We start from the raw sequence: 21786 nt of genomic DNA on the forward strand, positions 1-21786 counted from the left end.
CGGATGCTACGTGTTGGCCATGTCCACGAACCGCGAATAATGGCCCTGGAAGGCGACCGTGATCGTCGCCGTGGGGCCGTTACGGTGCTTCGCCACGATCAGGTCCGCTTCACCCGCGCGGGGCGACTCCTTCTCGTAGGCGTCCTCGCGGTGGAGCAGGATGACCATGTCGGCGTCCTGCTCGATCGAGCCCGACTCACGCAGGTCGGAGACCATCGGCTTCTTGTCGGTGCGCTGCTCGGGACCACGGTTCAGCTGGGACAGCGCGATCACCGGCACCTCTAGCTCCTTGGCCAGCAGCTTGAGGTTTCGGGACATGTCCGAGACTTCCTGCTGGCGGCTCTCGGGGCGGCGCGAGCCGCCCGACTGCATGAGCTGGAGGTAGTCGATGACCACGAGCGAGAGGTCGTTGCGCTGCTTGAGGCGCCGGCACTTCGCGCGGATCTCCATCATCGACAGGTTCGGGGAGTCGTCGATGTAGAGCGGGGCGGCGGAGACGTCCGGCATCCGGCGGGCCAGCCGGGTCCAGTCGTCGTCCGTCATGGTGCCGGAGCGCATGTGGTGCAGGGCGACCCGGGCCTCCGCCGACAGGAGGCGCATCGCGATCTCGTTGCGTCCCATTTCGAGGGAGAAGATCACGCTGGGCAGGTTGCTCTTGATGGAGCAGGCCCGGGCGAAGTCGAGCGCGAGGGTGGACTTACCCATGGCGGGGCGGGCCGCGATGACGATCATCTGGCCCGGGTGCAGGCCGTTGGTCAGCGAGTCGAGATCCGTGAAGCCGGTCGGGACGCCCGACATCTGGCCGCTGCGCGAGCCGATGGCCTCGATCTCGTCGAGCGCGCCCTCCATGATGTCGCCCAGCGGCAGGTAGTCCTCGGAGGTCCGCTGCTCGGTGACGGCGTAGATCTCGGCCTGGGCGCTGTTGACGATCTCGTCGACGTCGCCGTCCGCCGCGTATCCCATCTGCGTGATCTTCGTACCGGCGGCGACCAGGCGGCGCAGTACCGCCCGCTCGTGGACGATCTCCGCGTAGTACTCGGCGTTCGCCGCGGTCGGCACGGACTGGACGAGCGTGTGCAGGTAGGAGGCACCGCCGACCTTGCTGATCTCGCCCCGGCGGGTCAGTTCGGCGCCGACGGTGATCGGGTCGGCCGGCTCGCCCTTGGCGTACAGGTCGAGGATCGCCTGGTAGATCGTCTCGTGCGAGGGCCGGTAGAAGTCGTGGCCCTTGATGACCTCGACGACGTCCGCGATCGCGTCCTTGGACAGCAGCATGCCGCCGAGCACCGACTGCTCGGCGTCGAGGTCCTGCGGCGGGACGCGCTCGAAGCCGCCGCCACCGCCGTCCCAGGAGCCGCCCTCGCGGCCCCGCTCGTGCTGTTCGTCCCCGCGGCCCCGGCTGTCGCTGTTACGGCGCGGACGGGCGGGCAGACGGTCACCCGGACCGCTGTCGGCCCAGGGGTCGTCCATGGGCTCGGGCATACTCACCGGGCCGCCTCCTCCCGTCCGCAACGCGGACCTCGCCGTGCCACTCTTTCTACGACACGGCTCTGACATGTGGGGCACCCGAATCCGCTGTCGGCGAGTCGGGCAACGCACAACGGTAGGGCCGAGAGCGACGTCAGCCAATCTTGTTATCCACAGGCTGTGTGGATGAGATGTGGATGACCGACCCAATGCTGTGGGTAAGTCGCCGGAAGCTGTGCACGGACCGGGGGACGGCGCTGTGGACAAAATCACCTGCCCCACCCAACCACCCACCCTGACCTGCAGTTTCTTCCTCCACGGGCTGTGGGGGAGAAAATTCTTGGCCCCAGTTTCGAGAACGCCTCCAACGGGGTGCCGAGAACGTGTGAACCAACTCATCGGTAAGGATCCAAAGACCATTGCATCCATTACCTGTGGAAGATTAGATTGAGCGCATGACACAGGCCCTCGCCCCGCTGAAGGCTGCCCCGGGACGGCACGACCGCGAGATACTCGCGCTCGCCGTCCCGGCTTTCGGTGCGCTCGTCGCCGAACCCCTGTTCGTGATGGCCGACAGCGCCATCGTGGGGCACCTCGGCACTCCCCAGCTGGCCGGCCTCGGCATCGCCGCGGCCCTGCTCACCACCGCCGTCAGCGTCTTCGTCTTCCTCGCCTACGCCACCACCGCGGCCGTCTCCCGACGGGTCGGCGCCGGAGACCTCCGGGCAGCCATCCGGCAGGGCACGGACGGCATCTGGCTCGCCCTCCTGATCGGCGCCGCCGTCGTCGCCGTCCTGCTGCCGACGGCGCCCTGGCTGGTCTCCCTCTTCGGAGCCTCCGACACCGTCGCCCCGTACGCGGTCACCTATCTGCGGATCTCCGCCCTGGGCATCCCGGCCATGCTGATGGTGCTCGCCGCCACCGGCGTCATCCGCGGCCTCCAGGACACCCGTACACCGCTCTACGTCGCCATCGGAGGCTTCGCCCTCAACGCGGGCCTGAACGCCGCCCTCGTGTACGGAGCCGGCTTCGGCATCGCCGGTTCCGCCTGGGGCACGGTGATCGCCCAATGCGCCATGGCCGCCGCCTACCTCTTCGTGGTCGTCCGCGGAGCCCGTACGCACGGCGCGTCCCTGCGCCCCGACCCCGCGGGCATCCGGGCCTGCGCCCAGGCCGGTGTACCGCTGCTGGTGCGCACGCTGTCCCTGCGCGCCGTCCTGATGATCGCGACCGCCGTGGCCGCGCGACTCGGCGACGCGGACATCGCGGCCCACCAGATACTGCTCTCCCTCTGGAGCCTGCTCGCCTTCGCCCTCGACGCGATCGCCATCGCCGGGCAGGCCATCATCGGCCGCTACCTGGGCGCCGGCGACACCGAAGGGGCCAAGGCCGTCTGCCGCCGCATGGTCCAGTGGGGAATCGCCTCCGGCATCGTCCTCGGCGCACTGGTGGTCGCGGCCCGCCCGCTGTTCATCCCGCTCTTCACCGGCGACCCCGTGGTAGAGGACGCCCTGCTGCCGGCCCTGCTGGTCGTGGCCTTGTCCCAGCCCGTGTGCGGCATCGTCTTCGTGCTCGACGGGGTGCTGATGGGCGCGGGCGACGGTCGCTACCTGGCCTGGGCCATGCTCCTGACGCTCGCCGTGTTCACCCCGGCCGCCCTGCTCGTCCCGACCCTCGGCGGCGGTCTCACCGCGCTCTGGTGGGCCATGACGCTGATGATGCTGGTCCGGATGGCCACCCTCCAGCTGCGGGCCCGCTCAGGCCGCTGGCTGGTCGCGGGGGCGACCCGCTGACTGCGGACCAATGTTTCACGTGAAACACGCGAGGGAGCGTCCGATGTTTCACGTGAAACATGGAGCGGCGATCCCCGGGAACGACGAAGGGCCGCACCCCCACAGGGGTGCGGCCCTTCGCTCGCAGCACTTAGGCGGCGACGACCTCGACGCCCACGTTCGCAGCGACCTCGGCGTGCAGACGCACGGAGACCTGGTACGAACCGAGGGTCTTGATCGGGGCAGCCAGCTCGACGCGGCGCTTGTCGACCTTCGGACCACCGGAAGCCTCGATCGCCGTGGCGATGTCAGCCGGGGTCACGGAGCCGAAGAGACGGCCGGCGTCACCCGAGCGGGTGGCCAGACGGACCTTCGTGCCCTCGAGCTTGGCCTTGACCTCGTTGGCCTGCTCGATGGTCGCGATCTCGTGGATCTTGCGGGCGCGGCGGATCTGCGCCACGTCCTTCTCGCCACCCTTGGTCCAGCGGATCGCGAAACCACGCGGGACCAGGTAGTTGCGAGCGTAACCGTCCTTGACGTCGACGACATCGCCGGCGGTGCCGAGGCCAGAGACCTCGTGGGTCAGGATGATCTTCATTAGTCGGTCACCCTTTCCTTATCGCGCGGTGGACGTGTAGGGCAGCAGCGCCATCTCACGGCTGTTCTTCACGGCCGTGGCGACGTCACGCTGGTGCTGCGTGCAGTTGCCGGTGACGCGGCGGGCACGGATCTTGCCGCGGTCGGAAATGAACTTCCGCAGCATGTTCGTGTCCTTGTAGTCCACGTACGCGGTCTTGTCCTTGCAGAATGCGCAGACCTTCTTCTTAGGCTTGCGCACAGGCGGCTTCGCCATTGTGTCTCTCCTGTGTGATCAAGAAGTGGGGATGCGAGCTTCCCTAGAAGGGGGGCTCGTCCGAGTAGCCACCGTTGGAGCCGCCGGAGCTTCCGCCCCAGCCGCCCCCGCCGCCCTGCTGCTGCTGGCCGCCGGCCGGCGCGCTGGACGCCCACGGGTCGTCGGAGGGAGCTCCGCCGCCCTGCGGGGCGCCGCCGCTGGGGGCTCCGCCCCAGCCACCGCCGCCGCCCTGCTGCTGCTGGCCGCCACCGCCGTATCCACCCTGACCGCCGCGACCGGTGGTCTTGGCGACCTTGGCCGTGGCGTTCTTCAGGCTGGGGCCGACTTCCTCGACGTCCAGCTCGTAGACCGTGCGCTTGACACCCTCACGGTCCTCGTACGACCGCTGCCTCAGCCGGCCCTGCACGATGACGCGCATGCCTCGCTGAAGGGACTCGGCGACGTTCTCGGCCGCCTGCCGCCACACCGAGCAGGTCAGGAACAGGCTCTCGCCGTCCTTCCACTCATTGGTCTGACGGTCGAAGGTGCGGGGGGTGGACGCGACACGGAACTTCGCGACCGCCGCACCCGAGGGGGTGAAGCGCAGCTCGGGGTCGTCGACGAGATTGCCGACGACCGTGATGACGGTCTCGCCTGCCATGGATGAACCTCTCGGCGGGGATTGCTGCTGGGCTGCTGTGCTACTCGGTCCCGATTACCGCTGAACCGAAGTTCAGTGGGTCTCGGGGCGAAGGACCTTGGTCCGGAGAACCGACTCGTTCAGGTTCATCTGTCGGTCAAGCTCCTTGACGACCGCAGGCTCGGCCTGAAGGTCGATGACCGAGTAGATGCCCTCGGGCTTCTTCTTGATCTCGTAAGCGAGACGACGACGGCCCCAGGTGTCGACCTTCTCGACCTTTCCGTTGCCCTCACGGACGACAGAAAGGAAGTTCTCGATCAGCGGGGAGACAGCGCGCTCCTCGAGATCGGGGTCGAGGATGACCATCACTTCGTAGTGACGCATGTGGAACCCACCTCCTTTGGACTCAGCGGCCACGGTCGTTCCGTGGCAGGAGGGTCGTGATGCGTGCGCACGGCGTCTGTGAGCAGACACCGCGCAGCTGTACAGACTACCTGCTCGACTCCTTCCGGTTGAAATCCGGCGGGAGGAGGCCACACTCTGTATTCATCGGGTGTGCTCGGTGCTATGCCCCCGGCCCCTGCCGGAGGCGCCCGTGCACCGCTCTGCTTCAGCCAGGAGGTGCCTTCCGATGGCACAGGCAATGCGATCCCAGTCCTCCATCTCGCTCTTCGCGACCGATGGCAAGCCCCACCCCCTGCAGGACACCCTCATGGTGGCCACGGTGGTGCTCGGCGCCGTGGCGTTCGTCACGGGGTTCTTCGACAATCTGCACCTGCTCAGCTCGTGGACCGGGCTCGTCGGCATCCTGACCGGCGCGTACGGACAGTTCATCTCGGAGACGACACGCGAGCGCTTCGCACTGATCATCGGGCTTGGCGCCTCGGCCGTGGGCTTCTACCTCGGCATGGCGCACGGCGGTCTCTTCGGCGGCTGGGCGGGCTGACCGCGGCACCTCGGCGACAGGGCGCCGGCCACACACCGGCCCGGGCCCGGCCCGTCCCCCAGATGGGTGGCGCCCTTGTCGCAGTAGGCTTCGCGCCATAGCCAGCGAAGCCGCCGAGGAGACGCCCCGCATGAGCCTGTCCCTGAGGACCATCAGCCGAGAGCAGCATCTGGGATACCTCCAGAGCCTGCCCTCGGCTAGCCACTGCCAGGTCCCGGCGTGGGCCGACGTGAAGAACGAGTGGCGTTCCGAGAACCTCGGTTGGTTCGACCAGAACGACGAACTGGTCGGTGCCGCCCTCGTGTTGTACCGGCAGCTGCCCAAGGTGAAGCGGTACCTCGCGTACCTTCCCGAGGGCCCGGTCATCAACTGGTACGCCCCGAATCTGGAGGAGTGGCTCCAGCCGATGCTGGCCCACCTCAAGCGCCAGGGCGCCTTCACCGTGAAGATGGGTCCGCCCGTCGTCATCCGCCGCTGGAACTCCGCCGCCATCAAGGCCGGGATCCAGGACCCGGAGGTCAAGCGCCTGCGGGACGTGGAGGCCTCGCACATCGAGCCCCGCGCCTTCGAGGTGTCCGACAAGCTGCGCCGCATGGGCTGGCAGCAGGGCGAGGACGGCGGCGCCGGCTTCGGCGACGTGCAGCCGCGCTACGTCTTCCAGGTGCCGCTCGCCAACCGTTCGCTGGACGACGTCCTCAAGGGCTTCAACCAGCTGTGGCGCCGCAACATCAAGAAGGCCGAGAAGGCCGGTGTCGAGGTCGTCCAGGGCGGCTACGAGGACCTGCCGGTCTGGCAGGAGCTGTACGAGATCACGGCCGAGCGCGACAAGTTCCGCCCGCGCCCGCTCAGCTACTTCCAGCGCCAGTGGACGGCCCTCAACTCCGAGGACCCGAACCGGATGCGGCTGTACATCGCGAAGCACGAGGGGGAGCCGCTGGCCGCCGCCACGATGCTCACCGTCGGCCAGCACGTCTGGTACTCGTACGGAGCATCCGCCAACCACAAGCGCGAGGTGCGGCCCTCGAACGCGATGCAGTGGCGCATGCTGCGCGATTCGTACGCGCTCGGTGCGAGCGTCTACGACCTGCGCGGCATCAGCGACACGCTGGACGAGAACGACCACCTGTTCGGCCTGATCCAGTTCAAGGTCGGCACCGGCGGCGAGGCCGTCGAGTACGTCGGCGAGTGGGACTTCCCGCTCAACAAGATGCTGCACAAGGCGCTCGACATCTACATGTCGCGCCGCTGACCCGCTGCCGCATCCCCCACACACCGCACCGCTGCACAGGCAGCTTTTTCGAGAGAGGCTCCGGACGGGCATGGCGCTCACGCTCTACGTCGACACCGCGCGCTGGCGTGCGCACCAGAAGCAGATCCAGGACCAGTTCCCCGGGATGATCCCGGTCTGCAAGGGCAACGGCTACGGCTTCGGCCACGAGCGGCTGTGCGAGGAGGCGACCCGGCTGGGCGCCGACGTACTGGCCGTCGGGACCACGTACGAGGCCGCCAGCATCAAGGACTACTTCGGCGGCGACCTGCTCGTCCTCACCCCGTTCCGGCGGGGCGAGGAGCCGGTGCCGCTGCCGGACCGGGTGATCCGCTCGGTGTCCTCGCTGGACGGGGTCCGCGGCCTGGTCGGCGCCCGCGTGGTCATCGAGTGCATGAGCTCGATGCGCCGCCACGGCATCTCCGAGCAGGACCTGGGCCAGCTGCACGCGGCGATCGAGGACGTACGCCTGGAGGGCTTCGCCCTGCACCTGCCGCTGGACCGCCCGGACGGCTCGGACGCCGTCGAGGAGGTCATCGGCTGGATGGACCGGCTGCGCGCGGCCCGGCTGCCGCTGCACACCATGTTCGTCAGCCACCTGCGGGCCGAGGAGCTGGCCCGGCTCCAGCAGCAGTTCCCGCAGACCCGCTTCCGGGCGCGGATCGGCACCCGGCTGTGGCTGGGCGACCACGAGGCGACCGAGTACCGCGGCGCCGTCCTGGACGTCACGCGCGTCGCCAAGGGCGACCGGTTCGGCTACCGCCAGCAGAAGGCCGCCTCCGACGGCTGGCTGGTCGTCGTCGCGGGCGGCACCTCGCACGGGGTGGGCCTGGAGGCCCCCAAGGCCCTGCACGGGGTGATGCCGCGCGCCAAGGGCGTGGCCCGGGCCGGTCTGGCGACCGTGAACCGGAACCTGTCGCCGTTCGTGTGGGCGGGCAAGCAGCGCTGGTTCGCGGAGCCCCCGCACATGCAGGTGTCGATCCTGTTCGTGCCGTCGGACGCCCCCGAGCCGAAGGTCGGCGACGAGCTGGTGGCACACCTGCGCCACACCACCACGCAGTTCGACCGGGTGCTCGACGCCTGACCGGTCAGTCCTTGCGGGCCATGCCCCACTCCACCCGCTGTCCCTCCGAGGGCGCCGCGTCCTGCGGCGCCCTCGCTGCGTCCGAGAGCACGAACACGTCCTCGGCCCCGTCCAGGACGCCGCCGGACGGGTCGTCCGATCCGTCGCGGCGTACGACGTCCCGATCGGGCAGCAGGATGTCGCGGACGACGACGGCGCAGAGGTAGAGGGTCGCCAGCAGGTGGGCGGCGATCGCCAGCTGGTAGCCCTCCACGGGCAGGCCCTGGTGCTTGTCCCCGCTGGTCGTGTAGGCGAGGTACAGCCAGATCCCGAGGAAGTACACGACCTCGCCGGCCTGCCAGATCAGGAAGTCCCGCCAGCGCGGGCGGGCCAGCGCCGCGAGCGGGATGAGCCACAGCACGTACTGCGGCGAGTAGACCTTGTTGGCCAGGATGAAGGCCGCCACGACCAGGAAGGCCAGCTGCGCGAAGCGGGGGCGGCGGGGGGCGGTCAGCGTCAGCACGCCGATGCCCGCGCACAGCAGCAGCGTCAGGCCCGTCGCGTACGTGTTGGCGTCGTGCAGGGGGTTCCCGGAGCGCTGGGAGATGAGCAACCACACGGAGCCGAAGTCGATCGGGCGTTCCTGGCTGAACGTGTAGAACTTCTTCCAGCCGTCCCAGGCGTAGATCATGACGGGCAGGTTCACCAGGAGCCAGGAGACGGCCGCGCCGAGGGCGGCGGAGCCGAACGCCCGCCACTTCCCGGCCCGCCAGCACAGCACGAACAGCACGCCGAGCAACAGGACGGGATAGAGCTTGGCGGCGGTGGCCAGGCCGATGAGGACGCCGAAGAGCAGGGTGCGGCCGCGGGACCACATGAGCATCCCCGCGGCGGTCAGGGCGATGGCCAGCAGGTCCCAGTTGATCGTCGCGGTGAGCGCGAAGGCGGGCGCGAGGGCGAAGAGCAGCGCGTCCCAGGGCCGGCGGCGGTGGGTGCGCACGACGCAGACGGCGATGACCGCGGTGCAGGCCATCAGCATCCCGGCGTTGACCATCCAGTACATCTGTTCGCGGTGCTGCATGGAGCCGCTGCCCGGGGTCAGCCAGGAGGCGACCTCCATGAAGAGGCCGGTGAGGACCGGGTACTCCAGGTACTCCATGTCACCGGGGAGGCGGTCGAAGTAGGGCGTGAGCCCGTCGGCGAAGCCGCGTACGGAGAACAGGTGCGGGATGTCGGAGTAGCAGGCGTGCGTGTACTGGGAGCCGGCTCCCCGGAACCACGCCCAGTCGTAGCAGGGCAGCTTCTGCACCATGCCGAGCGCGAACATCCCGAGGGCCACGAGGACCACGACGCGGACCGGGGTCAGCCAGTGGCCGCCCAGCCGGGCGTAGCGGCCCATCGGGCCGCCGAGGAACTCACTGCCCGCCGCGGCGACCTCGTCCTGCTGGGTGGGCAGTACGGGTCGGTCCTCGTGCACCTTCGTCATGCGCTCATCCTGCCGTACGGGGCCGGACATGCGGGAGGGCCGCCGCACGGTGTGCGACGGCCCTCGTCGGAGCAGGGGGAGGCGGGGTCAGCCCGAGGTTCCCATCGAGGTCCCCCAGCTGGTGCCGCCGGGACGGCCCGGTTTGCCCGATGGCGTCCCCGACGGTGAACCGCTGGGTCCGCCGGTTCCGCCGGGGCCCCCGTTGGTGTTGCCGCTGTTGGTGCCGCCGCTGGTGTCCGGGATGCAGTACAGCTCCCACGGCTTGCAAGTCGGCTTGCCGCCCTTCGACGGGGAGGGGGAGACCGGCGGAGAGGAGCTCGCCGAGGGCGAGGGCATCGACGGGGAGGGCGACGGTGCGAAGGACGGAGACGGCGAGGGGGCACCGGAGGCGTCCGCGGTGACGCCGATCTTCTCGGCCTCCGGGAACTCCTTGACCGGGGCGCCCTTGAGGGCTTCCTTCATGTACTCGGTCCAGATCGCGGCCGGGATGTCGCCACCGTGGATGGAGTCGACGCCGCCCACGCCGTTCATGGAGATGAGCTTCTTGTCCTTCGAGTTCGGGTCGGTGCGGAACAGGGCGACCGAGGTGGACAGCTCCGGGGTGTAGCCGACGAACCAGGCCGACTTGTTCTGGTCGGTGGTTCCGGTCTTGCCGGCGGCGGGCCGGGTGAAGCCGAGCTTCCTGACCTTGGTGCCGGTGCCGTTGTCGACGACGTTCTCCAGCACCTTGGTGACGTTGTCGGCGATGGAGTCGTCCATCGCCCGCTGCTCCTTGGGGGCCCCGAAGCCGGGCAGCTCCTTGCCGTCCTTCTCGACGCTGGTCACGGAGAACGGATCGTGGTGGGTGCCGGAGGCGGCGAAGGTGGCGTACGAGTCGGCCATGCGGATGGCGCTCGGGGTCGAGGTGCCGAGGGCGAACGAGGCGTCGTTGTTCGGGTTCATCGAGTCCTTGAGGATGCCCGTGGCCTCGGCCACCTCACGGACCTTGTTGTGGCCGACGTCGAAGACGAGCTGCGCGAACGGCACGTTGATGGACTTCTCCATCGCCTCGTTGAGGGTCACGTAGCCGTAGGGGTAGGTGCTCTCGTTCTTCTGCTTGAACGGCTTGCCCGAGGCGTCCCGCAGCGGCTTGCCGTCGCGGTTGTTGATGACGGTCAGGTCGTTCGCGTTGTACTTGCTGTCGGCCGAGATGCCCTGGCTGTGCGAGTTCTGGGTGCCGTACTGCATCGCGGCCGCCAGGACGTACGGCTTCCAGGTCGAGCCGACCGGGACACCGAGCGTGTCCGCGTTGTTGCTGAAGTACTTCTTGTCCATGCCAGGCCCGCCGTACAGGGCGACGATCGCCCCGCTCTTCACGTCCACCGAGGCGGCCCCGAACTGTACGAAGGTGTCGTACTCAGGCCGGGCCTTCTCGTCCAGGAAGTTGTTGCGGGTGTCCTCGACGGCCTTGACCAGGGCGTCCACCTTGGGCTTCTGGAAGGTGGTCTTGATCTGGTAGCCGCCGCGGGCCATCTCCTCGGCCGTGAGGCCGGTGACCTTCATCACGTACTTCTTGGCCGTGTCGACGAGGTAGCCGGTCTGTCCGGACAGGCTGCGGGCCTGTTCGGAGTCGACGATCTTCGGGAACTCCGTGAACTGGTCCCGATCGGCCTTCTGCATCCGGCCGACCGCGACCTCGCGGTCCAGGACCCAGGCCCAGCGCTCCTTGGCCCGCTCGGTGTTCTTCTCGGGGGTGGCCGCGGTACCGACGCCGCCGTCCGGGTTGTAGAGGTTGGGACCCTTGAGCACGGAGGCCAGGAAGGCGCTCTCGGACGGGGTGAGGTCCTTGCAGTCCTTGCCGAAGTAGGCCCGCGCGGCCGCCTGGATGCCGTAGGCGTCACGGCCGTAGTAGGCGGTGTTGAGGTAGCCGGCGAGGATCGTGTCCTTCTCCTCGGACACACCCAGCTTTATCGAGATGAAGAGCTCGGTGACCTTCCGCTTCAGCGTCTGGTCGGAGTCCAGGTACGTGTTCTTCACGTACTGCTGGGTGATGGTCGAGCCACCTTGGGTGGAGCCGCCCTTGGCCATGTTCCACACGGCGCGGGCGATGCCCATCGGGTCGACGCCCTTGTCCGTCTCGAAGGACTCGTTCTCCGCGGAGATCACCGCGTTCTGCATCGACTTGGGGATCTTGTCGATGGGAACGATCTGGCGGTTCATCGAGCCGCCGGTGGCCACCATCTGGGTGCCGTCCGCCCAGAAGAAGACGTTGTTCTGCGCCTGGGCCGCCTTGTTCGGGTCGGGGGTGTTCACCGAGGCGATGCCGATGCCGGCACCCGCCGTGACGACGGCGAAGAAGCCGAGGGCCGTGCCGCAGACCAGCTTCCAGGACGGTACGAACCGCTGCCAGCCGTTCTTGTCGGAGCGCGGGTAGTTGATCAGCCGCTTGTCCGGGCGGCCCGCGCCACGGCCCGCGCCGGCGCCGGCGGCGCCGCGTCCGCGCCCCCCGGATCCGCGGGAGGTGGCCCGGCGTGCGTCGGCACGGCCGCTGTGGCCGGGCGGCTCTGCGTACGGTCCGCTGGGCGACGCGGTGGGTACGTCGCGTGCGGGCCCGGCACCCCGGCCAGGGCGCTGCTGGGCGGCCCGACGGGTCGCGGCACGTCCGCCTCCCTCGGGCTGCGGCGGTTTGCGGCGGTGCTCGCTCATCGAACGACTACTCCTCGGGCAGGCGAGTGGCCTGGAAGCGGCAGGTGAATTCCGGTTCCCCCGTTGTCATGGCCCACAGACTACGCACGCTCAAAACCCGAACAGTGCCGAAGTTCACCCCAAATCAGGCAACTCGCCTAGTGCGAATTGGTGATGTGATGCCGGTCACCACGTCACCCCTTGTCGCCGAAGACGGCCCGTTCTATCGTCTGGATGTATCGAGTCGATACATCAGCTCGGTATAAAACTCAGGGGCGAGGGAGAGGCAGGCGGATGAGCAGGCGCTCAGGCATCCTCGAGTTCGCCGTCCTCGGCCTGCTCCGCGAATCCCCCATGCACGGGTACGAGCTCCGCAAGCGGCTCAACACCTCGCTTGGGGTGTTCCGGGCATTCAGCTACGGAACGCTCTATCCCTGCCTCAAGACGTTGGTCGCCAACGGCTGGTTGATCGAAGAACCGGGCAACGCCCCGGAAGACGCTCTCGCCACTTCACTCGCAGGGCGCCGCGCCAAGATCGTCTACCGGTTGACGGCAGCGGGTAAGGAGCACTTCGAGGAGCTCCTGTCCCACACGGGCCCGGACGCCTGGGAGGACGAGTCCTTCGCCGCGCGCTTCGCCTTCTTCGGTCAGACCGAGCGGGAAGTGCGCATGCGGGTCCTTGAGGGCCGCCGCAGCCGGCTGGAGGAGCGCCTGGAGAAGATGCGCGCCTCACTCGCCCGTACGCGGGAGCGCCTCGACGACTACACGCTTGAGCTGCAGCGGCACGGCATGGAGTCCGTGGAGCGCGAAGTGCGCTGGCTGAACGAGCTCATCGAGAGTGAGCGGGCGGGACGGGATCAGAGACGACCCGGTCCGCCCGACGAAACTGCAAAGTGAGGCCTGCATCTCGCAGGCCTCGTCCGAGAACAAACAGGGAGCAACCGGAATGGGTTCGGTTCGCGTAGCCATCGTCGGCGTGGGCAACTGCGCCGCCTCGCTGGTGCAGGGCGTCGAGTACTACAAGGACGCCGACCCGGCGGCCAAGGTCCCCGGTCTGATGCACGTCCAGTTCGGCGACTACCACGTGGGCGACGTCGAGTTCGTCGCCGCGTTCGACGTCGACGCGAAGAAGGTCGGCCTCGACCTTTCGGACGCCATCGGCGCCAGCGAGAACAACACCATCAAGATCTGCGACGTCCCCAACGCGGGTGTGACCGTGCAGCGCGGCCACACCCTGGACGGCCTGGGCAAGTACTACCGCATGACGATCGAGGAGTCCGCCGAGGCCCCGGTCGACGTGGTCCAGATCCTCAAGGACCGCGAGGTCGACGTTCTGGTCTGCTACCTGCCCGTCGGCTCCGAGGCCGCGGCGAAGTTCTACGCCCAGTGCGCCATCGACGCCAAGGTCGCCTTCGTCAACGCCCTCCCGGTCTTCATCGCCGGCACCAAGGAGTGGGCCGACAAGTTCACCGAGGCCGGTGTCCCGATCGTCGGCGACGACATCAAGTCGCAGGTCGGCGCCACCATCACGCACCGCGTGATGGCGAAGCTGTTCGAGGACCGCGGTGTCCGACTCGAGCGCACCATGCAGCTCAACGTCGGCGGCAACATGGACTTCAAGAACATGCTGGAGCGCGACCGCCTGGAGTCGAAGAAGATCTCCAAGACGCAGGCCGTCACCTCGCAGATCCCCGACCGTGAGCTCGGCGAGAAGAACGTCCACATCGGCCCGTCCGACTACGTGGCGTGGCTCGACGACCGCAAGTGGGCCTACGTCCGCCTCGAAGGCCGCGCCTTCGGCGACGTCCCGCTGAACCTCGAGTACAAGCTTGAGGTGTGGGACTCCCCGAACTCCGCCGGTGTCATCATCGACGCCCTGCGCGCCGCGAAGATCGCCAAGGACCGCGGCATCGGTGGCCCGATCCTGTCGGCTTCGAGCTACTTCATGAAGTCCCCGCCGGTGCAGTACTTCGACGACGAGGCCCTGGCCAACGTCGAGAAGTTCATCAAGGGCGAGGTCGAGCGCTAAGTCGGAACCCACGGGTCTTCGGACACCTGGTCTTCGACTGTTCTTCCGCGGAGGGTCCCCGGGCAATGTGCCCGGGGACCCTCCGCGTATGTGACCCTTGCCCTCATGCCTGTCGTACGTGATCTGCGCGTACTCCTGCGCCTGAGGGACTTCCGCAACCTGCTCGCCGTACGGCTGCTCTCCCAGGCCGCCGACGGCGTCTACCAGGTGGCGCTCGCCACGTACGTGGTGTTCTCCCCCGAGAAGCAGACCTCGCCCGCGGCCATCGCCTCGGCCATGGCGGTCCTGCTGCTGCCCTACTCGGTGATCGGCCCCTTCGCCGGGGTGCTGCTCGACCGCTGGCGCCGCCGCCAGGTCTTCCTCTACGGCAACCTCCTGCGGGCGCTCCTGGCCTGCGTCACCGGTGTGCTGATCGTCGCGCACGTCCCCGACTGGCTCTTCTACGCCTCGGCCCTGTCGGTCACCGCCGTCAACCGCTTCGTCCTGGCCGGGCTCGCGGCCTCCCTGCCCCGCGTCGTCGCCCCCGCCCAGCTGGTCACCGCCAACTCGCTCTCCCCCACGGCCGGGACGCTCGCGGCCGTTGCCGGCGGGGGGCTCGCCTTCCTCGTCCGGCTGCTGGCCTCCGACTCCAACGCCCTGGTCGTGCTGCTCGGCGCCGGGCTCTATCTGTGCGCGGCCCTGGTCTCGCTGCGCCTGGCCGTGGGCCTGCTCGGCCCGGACCACCCCGCCGGACGGGTCCACCCCTCGGTCGTCCAGGGGATAGCCCTGACCGTCCGGGGCATGGTCGAAGGACTGCGGCACCTGGCCTCGCGGCGGGAGGCGGCCCAGACACTCACCGCCATGACCCTGATGCGCTTCTGCTACGGGGCCCTGTTCGTGATGCTGCTCATGCTCTGCCGGTATTCCTGGTCGGACAGCGAGTCCGCCGGCCTCGCCCTGCTGGGCATCGCGGTCGGCGTCTCCGGGGCCGGATTCTTCGCGGCCGCCGTCGTCACCCCCTCGATGGTGGGCCGGCTGGGCACCCGCGGCTGGATCACGGCCTGCTCCGCCGGGGCGGCGGTCCTGGTGCCCCCGCTCGGCCTGTTCTTCACGCCCGGTCCGATGCTGGCCGCGGCCTTCGTGCTGGGCCTCGCCACGCAGGGCGCCAAGATCTCCACCGACACGGCCATCCAGTCCCATGTGGACGACGACTTCCGCGGCCGGGTGTTCTCCGTCTACGACGTGCTCTTCAACATCGCGTTCGTGGGTGCGGCCGCCGTGGCCGCCCTGGTGCTCCCCTCGGACGGGCGCTCCGTCACGCTGATCGTGAGCGTGGCCGTCCTCTACGCGCTGACCGCGGTCTACCTGATGCGGCGGGGCGCGCAATCGTGACGCGTCAGACACCTCGGAAGCGTCGGCCGGGTCGATGTTTCACGTGAAACATCGACCCGGCCGACCGCGGATCAGGCCTGCGTCGCCCACCATTCCTTGAGGGCGGCGACTGCGGCGTCGCGCTCCATCGGGCCGTTCTCCAGCCTCAGCTCCAGCAGGAACGCGTAGGCCTTGCCGATCACCGGCCCGGGACCGACGCCCAGGACCTGCATGATCTCGTTGCCGTCCAGGTCGGGCCGGATGGCGTCGAGCTCCTCCTGCTCCTGAAGCTGCGCGATGCGCTCCTCCAGGCCGTCGTAGGTGCGGGAGAGGGCATTGGCCTTGCGCTTGTTGCGCGTGGTGCAGTCGGACCGGGTGAGCTTGTGCAGGCGGTCCAGGAGCGGGCCGGCGTCGCGGACGTAGCGCCGCACCGCGGAGTCGGTCCATTCGCCGTCCCCGTAGCCGTGGAAGCGCAGGTGCAGCTCCACCAGCCGGGACACGTCCTTGACCATGTCGTTGGAGTACTTCAGCGCGGTCATGCGCTTCTTGGTCATCTTCGCGCCCACCACCTCGTGGTGGTGGAAGGAGACCCGGCCGTCACTCTCGAACCGGCGGGTGCGCGGCTTGCCGATGTCGTGGAGCAGGGCCGCCAGCCGCAGCACCAGGTCCGGGCCGTCGTGCTCCAGCGCGATGGCCTGCTCCAGCACGATCAGCGAGTGGTCGTAGACGTCCTTGTGCCGGTGGTGCTCGTCACTCTCCAGCCTCAGGGCGGGCAGCTCGGGCAGCACGTGGTCGGCCAGCCCGGTGTCCACGAGCAGACCCAGGCCCTTGCGGGGGTTCGCGGACAGCAGCAGCTTGTTCAGCTCGCCCTGCACCCGCTCCGCCGAGACGATCTCGATCCGGTCCGACATCGCCTTCATCGCCGCCACGACCTCGGGGGCGACCTCGAAGTCGAGCTGGGCGGCGAAGCGCGCCGCACGCAGCATCCGCAGCGGGTCGTCGGAGAAAGAGTCCTCCGGGGTGCCGGGAGTGCGCAGAACGCCCGCCTGGAGGTCCTCCAGGCCCCCGTGCGGGTCCACGAACTCCTTCTCCGGCAGCGCGACCGCCATCGCGTTCACGGTGAAGTCACGGCGGACCAGATCCTCCTCGATCGAGTCGCCGTAAGAGACCTCCGGCTTGCGCGAGGTGCGGTCGTACGACTCCGAGCGGTACGTGGTCACCTCGATCTGGAAGCCGTCCTTCTGGGCTCCGACGGTGCCGAAGGCGATGCCGACGTCCCACACCGAGTCGGCCCACGGCCGGACGATCTTCAGGACGTCCTCGGGGCGGGCGTCGGTGGTGAAGTCGAGGTCGTTGCCGAGACGCCCGAGCAGCGCATCGCGTACGGACCCGCCGACCAGGGCAAGGCGGAAGCCGGCCTCCTGGAACCGGCGGCCGAGCTCGTCGGCGACAGGAGCGACCCGCAGCAGTTCACTGACCGCGCGGAGCTGCACCTGACTCAGGGCACTGGGGTTGTCTTCGTTGGCGTTCGGCACAACAGAAAAGGGTACGTGCCCCGCCCGGCGAGGGCTCCCGCGTTTACGGCCGCCCCGGCATGCGGGGCCCCCGGGGCGGCCCCGATCATGTGGAGCAAGGCGCGGCACTCGCGCACAGCGGGTCTCGTTACCATTCGTGGACGCACGAACGACGACCACTGACACTTCGAGGGACGGGCTAGCGCGTGGCCGAGGCGGCAGACATCCAGGGGGCACCCCCCGCACCTGCCCGGCGTCGCTGGCTGCGGCGGGCAGTCGTTCTGCTCGCCGGGACCCCCGTGCTCGCCGCTCTGGTCTACTCGCCCGCCCCGCAGACCGCCCAGGCCGCCGAGGCGGGCACCGTCGACGTACAGCTGGACGGGATGGCCCCCGCGGCCCCGGTCAAGGGCGACACCCTCACCATCTCCGGCAGCGTGGTCAACAACGGCCGCGAGACGATCACCGGCGCGCATGTGGGTCTGCGGGTCGGGCCCGCCCTGGGCGACCGTGCCTCCATCGACGAGGCGGCGGAACGCGCCGGGTTCCGGGCCGGCACGGATCCCGGCGAGATCGACCCGGCCTATGCCGTGAAGATCCCCTCGCTGCCGTCCAAGGTCAAGCAGGACTTCACCCTCACCATCCCGGTGAACAAGCTGGAGCTGGACAAGGACGGCGTCTACCAGATCGGCGTCTCGCTGTCCGGGGAGACCGAGAGCCGCCAGTACGAGCAGGTGCTCGGCATCAAGCGGACCTTCCTGCCCTGGCAGCCCGAGGCCGCCGCCAAGCGCTCCCAGCTCACGTACCTGTGGCCGCTGATCTCCACCACGCGCCTGACCGCGGAGACCGGCTCGGACGAGCTGCAGACCCCCGTCTTCCTCGACGACTCCCTAGCCGAGGAGCTCAAGCCCGGCGGGCGCCTCCAGCAGATGGTCGCCCTCGGCAAGGACCTGCCCGTCACCTGGGTCATCGACCCCGACCTGCTCTACACGGTCGACGCCATGACCAAGGGCTACCGGTACCGCGCACCCGACGGCCGGATCGTCCAGGGCAAGAACAAGGCCGTCGCCGAGCAGTGGCTGAGCTCCCTGGAAACCGCGGTCCAGGGCAAGAAGATCGTCGCGCTGCCGTTCGCCGACCCCGACATCGCCTCCCTCGCCCACCAGGGCAAGGACGTCTCGGGCACCCTGGGTCAGCTGCGGCCGGCCACCGACAAGGCGAAGCAGGCCGTGGAGACCGTCCTGCACGTCACCCCGTCCACCGACTTCTCCTGGCCCCTGGACGGCGCCATCGACCCGTCGATCGTCAACGTGGCGACCTCGGCGGGCGCCCACAACGTCCTGACGCGCAGCGACAGCCTCCAGGAGACCGGCGCCCTCGGCTACACGCCCTCCGCGGCCCGTCCCATCGGCGCGGGCACCACCGCCGTCGTCGCCGACGCCGACCTGTCCACCGCCTTCGAGGGCGACATGCTGAACGCCGGGAACGCCACGCTGGCCGTGCAGCGCTTCCTCGCCCAGAGCCTCGCCCTGAACCTGCAGAAGACCGACAACCAGCGCAGCTTCGTCGTCACCCCGCAGCGGATGCCGTCCACCAGCCAGGTACAGACGATGGCGGCCGCCGTACGGGGCCTGCAGGCGGGCCGCTGGACCCAGCCGGCCGACCTCGACGCCGCGGCCGCGGCCAAGCCCGACGCGGGCGTCAACACCCAGGTCCCGGGCGCCGGCCAGTACCCCGAGGCGCTGCGCAAGACGGAGCTGCCGGTCTCCGCCTTCGAGAAGATCCGCACCACCCAGAACACCCTGGACCACTTCAAGGTGATCCTCAGCGCGCCCGACCGCGTGGAGATCCCCTTCGGCAACACCACCAACCGCGAGATGTCCACCTCCTGGCGCGGCCGCCCCGAGGAGGCGCGGCTCTACCGGGACCAGGTGCAGGAGTACTTGATCGGTCTCACCGAGAAGGTCAAGGTCGTCCCCAAGTCCGATGCCACCCTGTCCGGACACAGCGCGACCATCCCGGTCAGCGTCCAGAACAGCCTCGTCCAGGACGTGCACAACCTCGTCCTGCGAGTGAAGTCCGCCAACCCCACCCGCCTGATGTTCGGCGACAGCGGCCAGGCCGAGCAGGAAGTGACCGTCACGGGCGGACACAGCCAGACGGTCAAGTTCACCGCCAACGCCACCGCGAGCGGCCCCGTCGAGGTCACCGCACAGCTCTTCACCACGGACGGCGTGCCCTACGGCAAGGCGCGCAAGTTCACCGTGGAGGCCACCGAGATCACCCCGACCGTCATGCTCGTCATCGCCGGTGGCGTGCTCCTCCTCGTCCTGGCGGGCATCAAGATGTACGCCAGCCGCAAGCGCGTCGCAGCCCGTGCGGCCGCCGAGGAGAGCACGCAGCCGAGTGACGAGACCACGGACACCGGACCGCAAAGCACCGGGCCGTCCGGCACGGGTGAGACAGTGGACCGTTGAGCGATGCCGTGGCCGGTCGGCCTGGGGACGATGAGGTGGGGTTTCGATGAACGCGCCGTACGACGGTGACCGCGCGCAGGGCACTGGTGGGCCCGCGCCCTACCAGGGCGCTGTCCCGGGCACCCCGGTGGCCGGGCAGGTCCCCGTGCCTGCGCCCGCGCCGGACCGTGACCCGTACGTCCAGGACGCGTACGACTACGACCCGTACCGGTCCCAGGACCTGTCGGCCCAGGACCCCGTCGCCGAGGTCCTCTACGACCGGGCCTCGCACCCTCCGCCGCCGCCCGGCACCTACCAGGAGCCCGGACCGCTCTACGCGGCCCCGCAGGCCCCCGCGCACGCCCCCGACCCGCAGGTCTGGGCCCAGACCCCGCCGCCCGAGCCGGACGGGCCCTCCAGGCACCTGCCCTACGGCGACCACGCGACGACCACCCAGTTCGTCGGCGTGGACTCCCTGGTCACCAAGGCGGCGGACGAGAAGCCCGCGCCCGACGCCTTCGCGCACCTCTACCGGGACCAGCAGGGCGCTTCCGGCACTCCCGTGGAGGACGCCCCCGTCGCGGCCCCGGCGCCGAGCAAGCCCGCCGGCCGCGCCTCGGGCCTCCTCAAGTCCAGCGCCGTCATGGCCGCCGGCACGATCGTCTCCCGCATCACCGGTTTCCTGCGGACCCTCGTCATCGCCGGTGCCATCGGCGTCGGCACGTTCAACGACACGTACCAGATCGCCAACACCCTGCCGACGATGATCTACGTGCTGGTCGGCGGCGGCGCGCTCAACGCCGTCTTCATCCCGCAGCTGGTGCGGGCCATGAAGCAGGACGACGACGGGGGCGAGGCCTACGCCAACCGCCTCCTGACGCTCGTCGTCGTGCTGCTGGCCGCCATCACCACGATCTGCGTCCTCGCGGCGCCGGTGTTCATCACGATGATGTCGCCGAAGCTCGCGTCCGACCCCCAGCAGATGGAGGTCGCGGTCGCCTTCGCCCGCTACTGCCTGCCGACCATGTTCTTCATGGGCGTGCACGTGGTCCTCGGTCAGATCCTGAACGCACGCGGCCGGTTCGGCGCGATGATGTGGACCCCCGTCCTCAACAACATCGTCGTCATCGCCACGTTCGGCGCCTTCATCTGGGCCTTCGGCGGCTTCACCACCTCGGGTGTCAGCGCGACCACCGTCACCCCCGAGGGCGTCCGCCTGCTCGGCCTCGGCACCCTCCTGGGCCTCACCGTCCAGGCCCTCGCGATGCTGCCCTACCTGCGCGACGCCGGGTTCCGGCCGCGCCTGCGCTTCGACTGGCGGGGCCACGGCCTCGGCAAGGCCGCCGGCCTGGCCAAGTGGACGTTCTTCTTCGTACTGGCCAACCAGATCGGCCTCGTCGTCGTGACGCAGCTGGCCACCTGGGCCGGATCCGTCGCGGAGAAGCAGGGCCACCCCGGCACCGGCATCACCGCCTACAACTACGCGCTGCTGCTGTGGCAGATGCCGCAGGCCATCATCACCGTCTCCGTCATGACGGCCGTGCTGCCGCGCATCTCCCGCTCCGCCCACGACGGGGACGCGGCCGCCGTCCGCGACGACATCTCCTACGGACTGCGCACCTCGGCCGTCGCGATCGTGCCCTGCGCCTTCGCGTTCCTCGCCCTCGGCGTCCCCATGGCCACGCTGCTGTACGCCGGTTCCGGATCCGGAGCCCAGAACATCGGCTACGTCCTGATGGCCTTCGGCCTCGGACTCATCCCGTACTCCGTCCAGTACGTCGTCCTGCGCGGGTTCTACGCCTACGAGGACACCCGGACGCCCTTCTACAACACGGTCATCGTCGCCGGCGTCAACGCGGCCGTCTCCACCGCCGCGTTCTTCGTGCTCCCCGCACGCTGGGCCGTCGTGGGCATGGCCGCCGCCTACGGCCTCGGCTATACCGTCGGCGTCGGCGTCGCCTGGCGGCGCCTGCGCACCCGGCTGGGCGGCGACCTCGACGGCGCCCACGTGATGCGCACCTACGCCCGCCTCACCGGCGCCTGCGTCCCCGCGGCCGCAGTGGCGGGCGCAGCCGCCTACGCGGTCACCCAGTGGCTCGGAAGCGGAGTCACCGGCTCCCTCGTCGCGTTGGTCACCGGCGGAATCGCCCTGGGCGCCGTGTTCCTCGTGGCAGCCAAGCGGATGCGCATCGAAGAGCTCAACGCCATGGTCGGAATGGTCCGCGGGCGCATGGGGCGCTGATGCGCACAACCGTCGGGGCCCTTCGCGTGTCGTGCATAGCGCCGGACTGTGGGCACAATTG

At 69.3% G+C, this 21786-nt stretch carries 17 protein-coding genes; 9 read left to right on the forward strand and 8 right to left on the reverse strand.

Annotation, left to right across the window (positions count from 1 at the left end; translation table 11 throughout):
- Window positions 1–6: 6 nt before the first annotated feature.
- Window positions 7–1470 (reverse strand): replicative DNA helicase, encoded by a 1464-nt coding sequence (gene dnaB, locus OG509_RS18995; protein ID WP_053687861.1) that lies wholly within the window; start codon window positions 1468–1470, stop codon window positions 7–9.
- 452 nt (window positions 1471–1922) lie between these two features.
- Between dnaB and OG509_RS19000 the strand changes: the two genes are divergently transcribed.
- Window positions 1923–3260: an MATE family efflux transporter gene (locus OG509_RS19000; RefSeq protein WP_406183653.1), complete on the forward strand. Its 1338-nt coding sequence runs from the start codon at window positions 1923–1925 to the stop codon at window positions 3258–3260.
- 130 nt (window positions 3261–3390) lie between these two features.
- Here OG509_RS19000 and rplI read toward each other — a convergent pair whose 3' ends face one another.
- The 4 genes from rplI to rpsF form a co-directional block, all read right to left on the reverse strand.
- A complete protein-coding gene (gene rplI, locus OG509_RS19005) occupies window positions 3391–3837 on the reverse strand; it encodes a 50S ribosomal protein L9 (protein ID WP_030153214.1) in 447 nt (148 codons plus the stop codon).
- Window positions 3838–3855: 18 nt separating this feature from the next.
- Entirely contained in the window at window positions 3856–4092 is a 237-nt protein-coding gene (rpsR, locus tag OG509_RS19010; protein WP_005315025.1) for a 30S ribosomal protein S18, read from the reverse strand.
- A gap of 43 nt (window positions 4093–4135) precedes the next feature.
- A complete protein-coding gene (locus OG509_RS19015) occupies window positions 4136–4732 on the reverse strand; it encodes a single-stranded DNA-binding protein (RefSeq protein WP_030153211.1) in 597 nt (198 codons plus the stop codon).
- Window positions 4733–4804: 72 nt separating this feature from the next.
- Window positions 4805–5095, reverse strand: a complete 291-nt coding sequence (gene rpsF / locus OG509_RS19020; RefSeq protein WP_004950685.1) for a 30S ribosomal protein S6 — start codon at window positions 5093–5095, stop codon at window positions 4805–4807.
- 247 nt (window positions 5096–5342) lie between these two features.
- Here rpsF and OG509_RS19025 point away from each other — a divergent pair, with 247 nt between their 5' ends.
- From OG509_RS19025 to OG509_RS19035, 3 genes are all read left to right on the forward strand, one after another.
- A complete protein-coding gene (locus OG509_RS19025; protein ID WP_030153201.1) occupies window positions 5343–5657 on the forward strand; it encodes a hypothetical protein in 315 nt (104 codons plus the stop codon).
- Between the two features lie 130 nt (window positions 5658–5787).
- Window positions 5788–6906: a peptidoglycan bridge formation glycyltransferase FemA/FemB family protein gene (locus OG509_RS19030; protein WP_030153200.1), complete on the forward strand. Its 1119-nt coding sequence runs from the start codon at window positions 5788–5790 to the stop codon at window positions 6904–6906.
- A 70-nt stretch (window positions 6907–6976) separates the two neighbouring features.
- The gene (locus OG509_RS19035; RefSeq protein ID WP_099890647.1) at window positions 6977–8008 is read left to right on the forward strand and encodes an alanine racemase; all 1032 of its coding nucleotides are present in this window, start codon (window positions 6977–6979) and stop codon (window positions 8006–8008) included.
- 4 nt (window positions 8009–8012) lie between these two features.
- Here OG509_RS19035 and OG509_RS19040 read toward each other — a convergent pair whose 3' ends face one another.
- Both OG509_RS19040 and OG509_RS19045 read right to left on the reverse strand, forming a co-directional pair.
- On the reverse strand, window positions 8013–9473 hold the full coding sequence (locus OG509_RS19040) for a glycosyltransferase family 87 protein (protein WP_406183654.1): 1461 nt from the start codon (window positions 9471–9473) through the stop codon (window positions 8013–8015).
- A gap of 87 nt (window positions 9474–9560) precedes the next feature.
- Window positions 9561–12158 (reverse strand): transglycosylase domain-containing protein, encoded by a 2598-nt coding sequence (locus OG509_RS19045; RefSeq protein WP_406183655.1) that lies wholly within the window; start codon window positions 12156–12158, stop codon window positions 9561–9563.
- Between the two features lie 273 nt (window positions 12159–12431).
- Between OG509_RS19045 and OG509_RS19050 the strand changes: the two genes are divergently transcribed.
- From OG509_RS19050 to OG509_RS19060, 3 genes are all read left to right on the forward strand, one after another.
- Entirely contained in the window at window positions 12432–13034 is a 603-nt protein-coding gene (locus tag OG509_RS19050) for a PadR family transcriptional regulator (protein WP_030292615.1), read from the forward strand.
- 49 nt (window positions 13035–13083) lie between these two features.
- Window positions 13084–14166: an inositol-3-phosphate synthase gene (locus tag OG509_RS19055; protein ID WP_406183656.1), complete on the forward strand. Its 1083-nt coding sequence runs from the start codon at window positions 13084–13086 to the stop codon at window positions 14164–14166.
- A gap of 105 nt (window positions 14167–14271) precedes the next feature.
- The gene (locus tag OG509_RS19060) at window positions 14272–15537 is read left to right on the forward strand and encodes an MFS transporter (RefSeq protein WP_406183657.1); all 1266 of its coding nucleotides are present in this window, start codon (window positions 14272–14274) and stop codon (window positions 15535–15537) included.
- A gap of 71 nt (window positions 15538–15608) precedes the next feature.
- Here OG509_RS19060 and OG509_RS19065 read toward each other — a convergent pair whose 3' ends face one another.
- Window positions 15609–17051 carry a CCA tRNA nucleotidyltransferase gene (locus OG509_RS19065; protein WP_385585752.1) on the reverse strand — a complete coding sequence of 481 codons (1443 nt, stop codon included), beginning with the start codon at window positions 17049–17051 and terminating at the stop codon, window positions 15609–15611.
- Window positions 17052–17236: 185 nt separating this feature from the next.
- Between OG509_RS19065 and OG509_RS19070 the strand changes: the two genes are divergently transcribed.
- On the forward strand, window positions 17237–19504 hold the full coding sequence (locus OG509_RS19070) for a DUF6049 family protein (RefSeq protein ID WP_406183658.1): 2268 nt from the start codon (window positions 17237–17239) through the stop codon (window positions 19502–19504).
- 46 nt (window positions 19505–19550) lie between these two features.
- Window positions 19551–21725: a murein biosynthesis integral membrane protein MurJ gene (murJ, locus tag OG509_RS19075; RefSeq protein ID WP_406183659.1), complete on the forward strand. Its 2175-nt coding sequence runs from the start codon at window positions 19551–19553 to the stop codon at window positions 21723–21725.
- Window positions 21726–21786: the final 61 nt, after the last annotated feature.

Source organism: Streptomyces sp. NBC_01006, assembly GCF_045162725.1.
Taxonomy (GTDB): Bacteria; Actinomycetota; Actinomycetes; order Streptomycetales; family Streptomycetaceae; genus Streptomyces.